Origin of the sequence: Streptomyces sp. CS113 (genome assembly GCF_002188365.1) — a bacterium.
Lineage (GTDB): Bacteria > Actinomycetota > Actinomycetes > Streptomycetales > Streptomycetaceae > Streptomyces > Streptomyces tendae.
The window spans coordinates 6,807,210-6,817,416 of the sequence record NZ_KZ195574.1 but is presented as its reverse complement, the minus strand read 5'-3'; the positions used below and the strand labels follow the sequence as shown (position 1 = coordinate 6,817,416).

11 protein-coding genes are annotated in these 10,207 nt (G+C 73.4%); 4 read left to right on the top strand and 7 right to left on the bottom strand.

Going from position 1 to position 10,207, the window contains the following annotated elements:
* The coding region (soxR, locus tag B9W62_RS30645) for a redox-sensitive transcriptional activator SoxR (RefSeq protein ID WP_087810192.1) at positions 1-502 on the bottom strand (502 nt) is incomplete at its 3' end.
* A gap of 130 nt (positions 503-632) precedes the next feature.
* On the opposite strand from soxR, the gene B9W62_RS30640 reads away from it, so the two are divergent.
* A complete protein-coding gene (locus B9W62_RS30640) occupies positions 633-1,094 on the top strand; it encodes a MaoC family dehydratase (protein ID WP_087810191.1) in 462 nt (153 codons plus the stop codon).
* A 36-nt stretch (positions 1,095-1,130) separates the two neighbouring features.
* Here B9W62_RS30640 and B9W62_RS30635 read toward each other — a convergent pair whose 3' ends face one another.
* The 3 genes from B9W62_RS30635 to B9W62_RS30625 form a co-directional block, all read right to left on the bottom strand.
* Positions 1,131-1,760: a TetR/AcrR family transcriptional regulator gene (locus B9W62_RS30635; RefSeq protein ID WP_087810190.1), complete on the bottom strand. Its 630-nt coding sequence runs from the start codon at positions 1,758-1,760 to the stop codon at positions 1,131-1,133.
* A gap of 60 nt (positions 1,761-1,820) precedes the next feature.
* Positions 1,821-2,135: a YiaA/YiaB family inner membrane protein gene (locus B9W62_RS30630; protein WP_087810189.1), complete on the bottom strand. Its 315-nt coding sequence runs from the start codon at positions 2,133-2,135 to the stop codon at positions 1,821-1,823.
* An 83-nt stretch (positions 2,136-2,218) separates the two neighbouring features.
* Positions 2,219-3,370: an acyl-CoA dehydrogenase family protein gene (locus B9W62_RS30625; RefSeq protein ID WP_087810188.1), complete on the bottom strand. Its 1,152-nt coding sequence runs from the start codon at positions 3,368-3,370 to the stop codon at positions 2,219-2,221.
* Positions 3,371-3,473: 103 nt separating this feature from the next.
* Here B9W62_RS30625 and B9W62_RS30620 point away from each other — a divergent pair, with 103 nt between their 5' ends.
* The 3 genes from B9W62_RS30620 to B9W62_RS30610 all read left to right on the top strand — a co-directional run bounded on the left by B9W62_RS30620 (position 3,474) and on the right by B9W62_RS30610 (position 6,014).
* Positions 3,474-4,115: a TetR/AcrR family transcriptional regulator gene (locus B9W62_RS30620; protein WP_087791788.1), complete on the top strand. Its 642-nt coding sequence runs from the start codon at positions 3,474-3,476 to the stop codon at positions 4,113-4,115.
* A gap of 57 nt (positions 4,116-4,172) precedes the next feature.
* Positions 4,173-4,886 carry an ArsR/SmtB family transcription factor gene (locus B9W62_RS30615; RefSeq protein ID WP_087810187.1) on the top strand — a complete coding sequence of 238 codons (714 nt, stop codon included), beginning with the start codon at positions 4,173-4,175 and terminating at the stop codon, positions 4,884-4,886.
* Between the two features lie 144 nt (positions 4,887-5,030).
* On the top strand, positions 5,031-6,014 hold the full coding sequence (locus tag B9W62_RS30610) for a DMT family transporter (protein WP_087810186.1): 984 nt from the start codon (positions 5,031-5,033) through the stop codon (positions 6,012-6,014).
* A 147-nt stretch (positions 6,015-6,161) separates the two neighbouring features.
* Here the strand turns inward: B9W62_RS30610 and B9W62_RS30605 are convergent, their stop codons facing one another.
* The 3 genes from B9W62_RS30605 to B9W62_RS30595 form a co-directional block, all read right to left on the bottom strand.
* Positions 6,162-7,259 (bottom strand): Zn-dependent alcohol dehydrogenase, encoded by a 1,098-nt coding sequence (locus B9W62_RS30605; RefSeq protein ID WP_087810185.1) that lies wholly within the window; start codon positions 7,257-7,259, stop codon positions 6,162-6,164.
* A gap of 22 nt (positions 7,260-7,281) precedes the next feature.
* Complete coding sequence (locus B9W62_RS30600; protein WP_087810184.1) at positions 7,282-8,670, bottom strand: aldehyde dehydrogenase family protein; 1,389 nt, start codon at positions 8,668-8,670, stop codon at positions 7,282-7,284.
* 122 nt (positions 8,671-8,792) lie between these two features.
* Entirely contained in the window at positions 8,793-10,130 is a 1,338-nt protein-coding gene (locus tag B9W62_RS30595; protein ID WP_087810183.1) for an ABC transporter ATP-binding protein, read from the bottom strand.
* Positions 10,131-10,207: the final 77 nt, after the last annotated feature.

Sequence of the window (10,207 nt, the reverse complement as noted above, 5' to 3'; positions counted from 1 at the left end):
GAGCACGGCTCAACCGCCCCCCGCCCGGGGCGGAAGCGGCCGGGCCGCGGCGCTCCACGAGCAGGCGCGAGCCTGCGGCGCGTTCGCCGAAGGCGTCGTCGGGGTTGGACAGCACGCAGGTCTCCAGGGACAGGCAGCCGCAGCCGATGCAGTCGGTGAGGTGGTCGCGCAGCCGGTTGAGCTGTTTGATCCGCTCGTCCAGTTCGGAGCGCCAGGACCGGGAGAGCCGGGCCCAGTCCTCCTCGGTGGGCGTGCGCCCCTCCGGCAGTTCGGCGAGCGCCTCGCGGATCGTGGCCAGCGGGATGCCCACCCGCTGGGCGGCCCGGACGAAGGCGACCCGGCGCAGCGCGTCACGGCTGTAGCGGCGCTGGTTGCCCGAGGTCCGGCGACTGCTGATCAGGCCCTTGGACTCGTAGAAGTGCAGGGCGGAGACGGCGGCGCCGCTGCGCGCGGCGAGCTGTCCGACCGTGAGCTCTTGGATCTTCTCGGGAATCTGAGGCACTCCTCAGACCCTACCGACCCCGTCACCCGTGCGGCCGGGTCGGCTCCGTTGACAGCGACCCCGCGGGCGACCATGCTAAGCAGTCGCTTAGAGTCGAGCGCACAGGGCGAGCGAGCAGAGAGGCCGGAACATGGCAGAGCCGAGGATCTTCGCGTCCGCCGACGAGGTGAAGGCGGCGGTGGGCGAGCAGTTGGGCCACACCGACTGGCTGGAGGTCGACCAGAAGCGGATCGACCTGTTCGCGGAGGCGACCGGGGACCACCAGTGGATCCACGTGGACCCGGAGAAGGCCGCCGCCGGGCCGTTCGGCACCACCATCGCGCACGGGTACCTGACGCTGTCGCTGCTCCCCCTCTTCGGGCCGCAGCTGATCAGGGTCGAGGGCGTGAAGATGGGCGTCAACTACGGCACCAACAAGGTCCGTTTCCCCTCCCCCGTCCCGGTCGGCTCGCGCCTGCGCGCCACGGCGACGATCACGGGGGTCGAGGACGTCACGGGCGGCATCCAGGTGAGCGTCGCGTTCACCGTGGAGCGCGAGGGTGGCGACAAGCCGGTGTGCGTCGCCGAGTCCGTCTCGCGCTACTACGTCTGACCGGGGCCTGTCCGGCGGACACCCCCGGGCCGCGCCTCAACGGTCCCGGGCTCCCACCATGCGCAGCACGAGGTCGGCGTAGAGCGCGCCGACCTCGTCGGGCGTGCGGGGGCCGTTCACGTTGAACCAGCGGGCCACGTCGATGCAGAGCGACAGCACGGCGAGTGTGGTGCCCTTGACGTCCGGCACGTCGAACTCGCCCGTCGCCACGCCGTCGTCGATGATGCCGCGCACCGCGGCGTCGCACTGCCGGCGGAGCGTGAGGATCTCCTCCCGGGCCTCGGGTCCGAGCGCGTCCAGCTCGTACTGCACGACGCGCGCCGTCGTGCGCCGACCGGCGTGCCAGCGGACGAAGGAGCTCACGGCGTCGGCGAGCCGCTCGGTCGCACCGCCCTCGCCCTGGGCCGCGGAGCGCAGGATGGCCACCGCGCGGGTGTGGCCGATGCGGCTGATGCGGTGGAGCAGTTCTTCCTTGGTCTTGTAGTGGATGTAGAGCGCGGCCGGGCTCATACCGGCCCGCCCGGCGATGTCGCGGGTCGTGGTCGCGTGGTACCCGCGCTCGGCGAACGCCTCCACGGCCGCGACCAGGAGCCGCCGGGCCGCGTCAGGCGTGACCTCTTCCCACGGCTCGATGTCGCCGCCCGTCGTCTCGGCCGCCGTACTCATCGCTTGTTCGCCCCTCTCGGTGACAGGAGCACCACCATACCGCTGACCCTGAGCGGGCGCTTAGGGGCGCTGTCCGGCCGGGGTGCCGCCCGGCTTGTGGAAGGGGTCGTGCTCGACCAGGATCTTGTCGAGCCGCGCCTGGTCGACCCGGCTGACTATCTGGCCGACCTCCTGGCGGTCCCGGATGATCTTGGCCAGCGTGAAGGCCGAGGTGACCAGGTACAGGACGGCGATCGCCAGGAAGGCCCGCACCCAGGCGTCGGCCTCGAGCTGGTAGATGCCGATGGCGGTGGCGGCCATGGCCACCGAGAACGAGGCGACGGCCTGCCCGTAGAAGGCCGCGGTGTTCTGCTGCTTGACCGGTGTGTCACTCATGGCACAAGGATCGGCGGATGTGGTCCGGGCCACATCCGCCGACATACTCAGTCCGGGTACTCAGAGGCTCGCACCCCAAGGACTCAGAAGGCCGAAACCCCGGTCAGCGCCCGCCCGATGACCAGCTTCTGGATCTGGCTGGTGCCCTCGTAGAGGGTCATCACGCGGGCGTCGCGCAGCAGCTTGCCGGCCGGGTACTCGTCGATGTAGCCGTAGCCGCCGAAGACCTGGAGGGCGTTGTTGGCGGCGCGCACGGCGGCCTCCGAGGCGAACAGCTTGGCCTTGGAGGACTCGACGGTGAAGGGCTGCCCGCGGTCGATCAGGTCGGCGACCCGCCAGGTCAGCAGCCGGGCCGCGTCCACGTCGAGGGCGATGTCGCTGATCAGCTCCTGCACCAGCTGGTGGTGGGCGATGGTCCTGCCGAACTGCTCCCGCTCCCCCGCGTACCGCACGGCCGCGTCCAGCGCGGCCTGGGCTATGCCCACGCAGCCGGCCGCGACCGACATCCGCCCCTTGGCCAGGGCCGACATGGCCACCGAGAAGCCCTTGCCCTCGGGTGCGAGCATCGCGGTGGCGGGGACGCGGACGTCCTCCAGGACCAGTTCGGCCGTGGCCTGGCCGCGCAGGCCGAGCTTGCCGTGGATGGTGCGCCGGGTCAGACCGGGCGTGTCGGTGGGCACGAGGAAGGCGGAGACGCCCTTGTGGCCGGGGGCGTCGGTGGAGCGGGCGAAGAGCAGGACGACATCGGCCCAGGTGCCGTTGGTGATGAACATCTTCGTGCCGTTGAGCACGTAGTCGTCGCCGTCGCGCACCGCGCGCGTGGAGAGGTTGCCCGCGTCCGACCCCGTGCCGGGCTCGGTGAGGCCGAAGCAGCCGACGTACTCGCCGGAGGTGAGCCCCGGCAGCCAGCGCCGCTTCTGCTCCTCGCTCCCCCAGGCCGCGACGGTCTTGGCGACCAGGCCGAGGGAGACGGAGACGATCCCGCGCACGGAGCTGTCGCCGCGCCCCAGCTCCTCCGTGACCAGGCAGTACGCGAGGTGGTCGCCCCCGGAGCCGCCGTACTCCTCGTCGATGGTGAGCCCGAGGAAGCCGACCTCGCCGAGCTTCTTCACGATTCCCCGGTCCACCTCCTCGGCGCGGTCCCAGGCGATCACGTGCGGGGCGATCTCGCGCGCCACGAACTCCCGCGCGAGCCGCCGTACGGCGCCCTGCTCCTCGCTGAGCTCCAGATTCATGCCGAGTCACCCCACAGAAGACGGTCCCTGAACGGCGGACCACTCGGGTCCGAGTTGTAAATTAGCACTGCTAGTTTAAAGCCGCAGCCCTACTATGTGCGCCATGGCCCGACCGCGCAAGCCCCTGCTCAGCACCGACCGGATCGTCGAGACGGCGCGCGCGCTGGTGGACGCGGAGGGTCTCGCGGCCGTCTCCACGCGCCGGCTGGCCGCGGAACTGGGGGTCAGCGGCCCCTCGCTCTACAACCACTTCCGCACCAAGGACGAGATCCTGGAGGCCGTCGCCGACTCGGTGAGCGCCCAGGTCGACCTGTCGATGTTCGAGGACGGCCGGGAGTGGCGGACCGCGCTGCACGACTGGGCCGTCTCCTACCGCACGGCCCTGCGCGACCACCCCAACATCGTCCCGGTGCTGGCCCACGGCCCCGGCCGCCGCCCGGCCGCGCTGCACCTCGCGGACGCCGTCTACGGCGCGATGGTCCGGGCGGGCTGGCCCCCGGCCCAGGCCACGTCCATCGGTGCGCTGATGCGTTACTTCATCATGGGCTCGGCGCTCGGTTCCTTCGCCGGCGGCTTCGTGACCGACGCCGGTGCCTACGACCCCGCCGACTACCCGCACCTCCAGCAGGCGCACCTCCTGGCGGAGCAGCAGGAGAAGATCGACGAACGTGCCTTCGAGACCGGTCTGACGGCGCTGCTGGACGGGCTGGCCCAGCAGTACGCGCAGGTCGCGCAGGGCGTCTGAGGGCCTCCGGGGACCCTTCGGTGCCCGCCGAACCGTGCGTGGCGCATCCTGGGACGCATGACCGAGAAGGAAGCCGAGGCGCCCGGCCTCGCACGGCTGGCCGGGCTGCTCGCGGACGAGACGCGCGCCGCCTGTCTGCTGGCCCTGCTGGACGGGCGGGCGTGGACCGCCGGCGAGCTGGCCCGGCACGCCGGGGTCGCCGCGTCGACGCTCAGCGAGCACCTGGGCAAGCTCGTCGCGGGCGGGCTGCTCGCCGAGGAGCGGCAGGGGCGGCACCGGTACGTGCGGCTGGCCGACGACCGGGTCGCGCAGCTCGTGGAGGACCTGGCCGCGCAGGTCGCTCCCGAGGCGGCGGCCCGGCGTCCGCGCACGCTGCGGGCCTCGAGCGCCGGGTCGGCGATGGCCCGGGGACGCACCTGCTACGACCATCTCGCCGGGCGGCTCGGCATCGCGGTGACCGACGCGCTGACCGGGCTCGGACTGCTGCGCCAGGACACCGGCTTCGCCCTCACGGACGCGGGGCTCGGCTGGTTCGACGCCGCCGGGATCCCGCTGCGGCCGACCGGTCGCCGGCCGCTGGCCCGGGCCTGCCTCGACTGGACGGAACGCCGTCCCCATCTCGCGGGCGTGGCGGGCGCGGCCCTGTGCCGGCACGCCCTGGACACGGGCTGGTGCGTGCGGATCGGCTCGGAGCGGGCGGTGAAGGTGACGCCGACGGGTGCGGACGCGCTGTCCGAGCTGCTCCGGATCGATCCGGTGTCGCTGCGCTGAGCCGTGCTCTGAGCCGTGCCGTTCTTCTCGTCCTGCGCGTCCTGCGCGTTCTCCTCGTCCTCCGCGTTCTCCTCGTCCTCCGCGTTCTCCTCGTCCGAAATCCGCCGGTCGTCCCGGCCTTCCCTTTCTAGCCTCGGGAGCATGATGCGTACCGTCCCGTCCCGCCGTCCGGAACTGCTCGCGGCCGGCGCGGCCACCGTCACCGTCGTGCTGTGGGCGTCGGCGTTCGTCTCGATCCGCAGTGCGGGCGAGGCGTACTCGCCGGGCGCGCTGGCGCTCGGGCGGCTGCTGTCGGGTGCCCTGGTCCTCGGCGTGATCTGCCTGCTGCGCCGGGAGGGCGTGCCGCCGCGTGCCGCGTGGCGCGGGATCGCGATATCGGGGCTGCTGTGGTTCGGCTTCTACATGGTCGTCCTGAACTGGGGCGAACAGCAGGTGGACGCCGGTACGGCCGCCCTCGTGGTCAACGTCGGCCCGATCCTCATCGCGCTGCTGGGTGCCCGGCTGCTGGGCGACGCGCTGCCGCCGCGGCTGCTGGCGGGCATGGCGGTGTCGTTCGCCGGTGCGGTGACGGTGGGCCTGTCGATGTCCGGCGAGGGCGGTTCCTCGCTGTTCGGGGTGGTCCTGTGCCTGCTGGCGGCGGTGGCGTACGCGGGCGGGGTGGTCGCGCAGAAGCCCGCGCTGGCGCACGCGAACGCCCTTCAGGTGACGACGTTCGGCTGCCTGGTCGGGGCGGTGCTGTGTCTGCCGTTCGCGGGGCAGCTCGTGCACGAGGCGGGCGGCGCGCCGGTCTCCGCCACGCTCAACATGGTGTACCTGGGGGTCTTCCCGACGGCGCTGGCGTTCACGACGTGGGCGTACGCCCTGGCCCGTACGACCGCCGGCCGCATGGGCGCGACCACGTACGCCGTGCCCGCGCTGGTCGTGCTGATGTCGTGGCTGGCCCTGGGCGAGGTGCCGGGGCTGCTCACCCTGGCGGGCGGCGCGCTGTGCCTGGCGGGCGTGGCGGTGTCCCGCTCGCGCAGGCGCCGCACGCCCGCGCCCGCGCCCACGCCCACGGAACGGACCGGGCCCGCGGAACGGACCGAGCCCGCCGGGGAGCCTCACCCCGGGGACGCGGAGCGGGTGTAGGGGACGTCGTTCGGATCAGGCCGGCCGCGGCCTACGGTGCCTTGTGGCCGACCCGAGCGGGGGCGATGGGGGCCCCTCCCGCGCACGGGGGGTGCCCCGGTCCGAACGACACCCCCTGGCACCGCCGGCCCCGGCGGGAGCGGGGAGTCAGAAGATCACCAGGGCCCGGCCGCCCTTGCCCGCCAGCATGTTGTCGAAGGCTGCCGGGATGCCGTCCAGGGCGATGCGTTCCGTGACCAGGGCGCCGAGGTCGAGGCGGCCGGCGCGGACGTGCTCGGCGAGGACCGGGAGGTCGCGGGCGGGGTCGGCGTCGCCGTAGACGCAGCCGGACAGGGTGCGGCCCCAGTGGAAGATCTCCAGGGCGTTGAAGGTGACCTGCTGGTCCTTGCCGCCGATGCCGACGACCGTGGTGCGGCCGCCGCGCCGGGTGGACTCCCAGGCGGTGCGGATGGTGGCCGCGCGGCCCACGCACTCCACGGCGACGTCGACGCCCTGCTTGCCGGTGAGCGCGCGGATCTCGCGGGCGGTGGTGTCGGAGGCGAGGAGGTAGTCGGTGGCGCCCGCGGCGCGGGCCAGTTCCTCCTTCTCGGGGGACACGTCGACCGCGACGATCTTCGACGCGCCCGCGATCCGGGCCGCCTGGAGGGTGGCGAGGCCCACGCCCCCGACGCCGAAGACCGCGACCGTCTCGCCCTCGCGGACCTTCGCCGAGTGGTGGACGGCGCCGTAGCCGGTGAGGACGGCGCAGCCGAGCAGCGCCGCCTCGGTGAGGGGGATGCCCTCGGGGGCCGGCAGGACGCAGGACGCGGCCACGACCGTCTCCTCGGCGAACGCCGCGACGTTCAGGCCGGGGTGCAGGTCGGTGCCGTCGTCGGCGCGGCGGGCGTGCACGTCGGCGGCGCCGGCCAGGGCGTTCGCGCACAGCCAGACCTCGCCGAGCGAGCAGGCGTGGCAGGCACCGCAGGACGGGGCCCAGTTGAGGACGACCTCGTCGCCGGGCGCGACGTGGGTGACGCCCTCGCCGACGGCGACGACGGTGCCGGCGCCCTCGTGGCCGAGCACGGCGGGCAGCGGCACGCGCATGGTGCCGTTGGACAGGGACAGGTCGGAGTGGCAGACCCCGGCGGCGGCGAGCTTCACCCGGACCCGGCCGGGGCCGGGCTCGGGCAGCTCGATGCCGGTGACCTCCAGCGGGGCGCCGACGGCTGGTACGACGGCGGCACGGACTGCGGTACGGACGGCCATGAGGTGGAGACTCCCCTGCGGGCTAGAACTGGAGGGACTTGGTCTGGAGGTACTCGGCGAGGCCGTGCGCGCCCAGTTCGCGGCCCACGCCGGACTGCTTGTAGCCGCCGAAGGGCGCCAGCGGGTTGAACCGGCCGCCGTTGATGTCGACCTGCCCGGTGTCCATCCGGCGGGCGAAGGCCACCGCCTCGTCCTCGTCCCCGGCCCAGACGGCGCCGGCGAGGCCGTAGACCGTGCCGTTGGCGATGCGCAGGGCGTCGTCCTCGTCCTCGTAGCGCAGGAGGGACAGGACCGGGCCGAAGATCTCCTCCTGGGCGACGGTCATGTCCTCGCGCACGTCGGCGAAGACCGTCGGGCTGACGAAGTACCCCTGCTCGCGCGGGGCCTCGGGGCCGCCCGCGACCAGGCGCGCGCCCTCGGCGACGCCCTTCTCGATGTAGCCGCGCACCCGCGCCTGCTGCTTGGCGTTGACGACGGGGCCGATCCGGTCGCCGTACTTCGCGGCGGCCTCGGCGGCGAGCGCCACCGCCTCGTCGTACTGGTCGCGGTGGACCAGCATGCGGGTCCAGGCGCTGCACGTCTGGCCGGAGTTGGACATGACGTTGGCGACGCCGACGTTGACGGCCTTGGCGAGGTCGGCGCTCGGCAGGATCACGTTGGCGGACTTGCCGCCGAGTTCGAGGGCGACCCGCTTGACGGCGGCGCCCGCGGTGGCGCCGATGCGGCGGCCGACGGCGGTGGAGCCGGTGAAGGAGACCAGGTCGACACCCGGGTGCTCGGCGAGGGCCTGTCCGGCGACCGGACCGAGGCCGGTGACCAGGTTGAAGACGCCGGCCGGGACGCCCGCCTCGTGCACCGCCTCGGCGAAGAGCTGCGCGACCAGCGGGGTGTCCTCGGCGGGCTTGAGCACCATCGTGCAGCCGGCCGCGAGCGCCGGGGCGGCCTTGGCGACGATCTGGTGGAGCGGGTAGTTCCAGGGGGTGATGGCGCCGACCACGCCGACCGGCTCGTGGTGGACCACGGAGTTGCCGACCTTCTCCTCGAAGGCGTACGTCGCCGCCAGCTCGGCGTAGGAACCGGCGACCGCGACGGGGACGGCGGCGTGCACGGCCTGCGAGAACTTCAGCGGGGAGCCCAGTTCGGCGGTGACCGTCTCGGCGATCTCGTCCTTGCGGGCCGCCAGCACGTCCCGCAGCGCGGCCAGGTGCGCGGCCCGTTCGGCGGGCGGGGTGGCGGCCCAGCCGGGCAGGGCGGCACGGGCGGCCCGTACGGCGCTGTCGACGTCCAGGGCGGTGCCGGCGGGCACCTTGCCGATCACCTGCTCGTCGGCCGGGTTCACGACGTCGATCGTGTCCCGGCCGTCGGCGGGGCGCCAGGCTCCGTCGATGTACATGCCGTCGTGTGCCTTCATCGCGTTCCTTCCGGGCGGGCCTCGTCGTCCGACCCAAACTAGCGCCGTTAGTTTTACGGCACCAGGGGCTCCCACGATGGTGGCGCGGCTCACCCTCCCGGAGGGCGGTGTCGGGGGCGGTGTCACTCCTCCAGTTCGGGCAGTCGCGCCGGGGCGGGGCAGATGCGGTCGCCGTGCTGGTCGAAGACGAACAGGTGGGCGAGGTCGACGAGGAGGGGCACCTGCATGCCGTGGCGGAGGTCGATGTCGGGGGTGGTCCGGACGATGAGGTCGCCCGGGAGGCGGCCGTCGGGCGGGGCGACCGCCGGTTCCGGCTCCTCCGGTTCGTCCATGACGACCACCGGTCCGGCGCGCAGGGCACCGGCCCGCTCCCTCAGCCGCTCCAGGACCGTGCCGTCGCGGCGGCGGCGCCTGACCGGGCGGCCGGCGGGGCGCGGCGCCTCCAGGTCGGGCACGACGGCCGGCCGTGAACCGGTGTTGAAGTGCACCAGGACCTCGTGGCCCTGGAACTCGACGTGCTCCACCAGCCCGGTGAGCAGCACCTCGCCCGGGCGGGCGGAGGACGGCTTCGCGATCCGGACGGCCTCCGAGCGCAGGCCCACGATCACCTCGCGGCCCTGCTGGACGCGGAGCAACTGGTGGTCCAGCGACAGCGGTTCGGGCAGCCGCAGGAACTGCTTGCCCAGGCTGATGGTCATCGCCCCGTCGAGCGGCGCGCGCACGAGGCCGCGCAGCAGGTTGATGCGCGGGGTGCCGATGAAGGCGGCGACGAAGACGTTGCGGGGCAGGGCGTAGACGGCGCGCGGGGTGTCCACCTGCTGGAGGACCCCGCCGCGCAGGACGGCGACGCGGTCGCCCAGCGACATGGCCTCGGACTGGTCGTGGGTGACGTAGATGGTGGTGACGCCCAGTTCCCGGGTCAGCCGGGTGATCTCGGCGCGCAGGTGGTTGCGGAGCTTGGCGTCGAGGTTGGACAGCGGCTCGTCCATCAGGAAGGCGGTGGGGTGGCGGGCGATGGCCCGGCCCATCGCGACGCGCTGGCGTTCACCGCCGGAGAGCTGGGCGGGGAGGCGGTCGAGGAGGTCCTCGATGCCCAGCATGCGGGCGGTGGCGTCCACGCGGGGGCGGGGGTCGGTCTGCGGGTCCTCGACGCGCAGCGGGAAGCCGATGTTCCCGCGGGTGGTCATGTTGGGGTACAGGGCGAAGTTCTGGAAAACCATCGCCATGCGCCGCTCGGCGGGGAGCAGGTCGTTGGCGTAGGCGCCGTCCAGCATCAGCTCGCCCTCGGTGATCTCCTCCAGCCCGGCGATCATGCGCAGCACGGTCGACTTGCCGCAGCCTGAGGGGCCGAGCAGGACGAGGAACTCGCCCGGCGCGATGTCCAGCGACAGCCGGTCCACCACGCGGACGCCTCGCGCGTAGGTCTTGCTCACGTCGTGCAGGGAGATGGCGCGTGTCATGGAGGTGCCCCCGGGGGCTCACTGGGCTCTGGTGCTCCGCGGTCGGACGCCCTCGTGCGGGTCGTACGGGGCGTGTG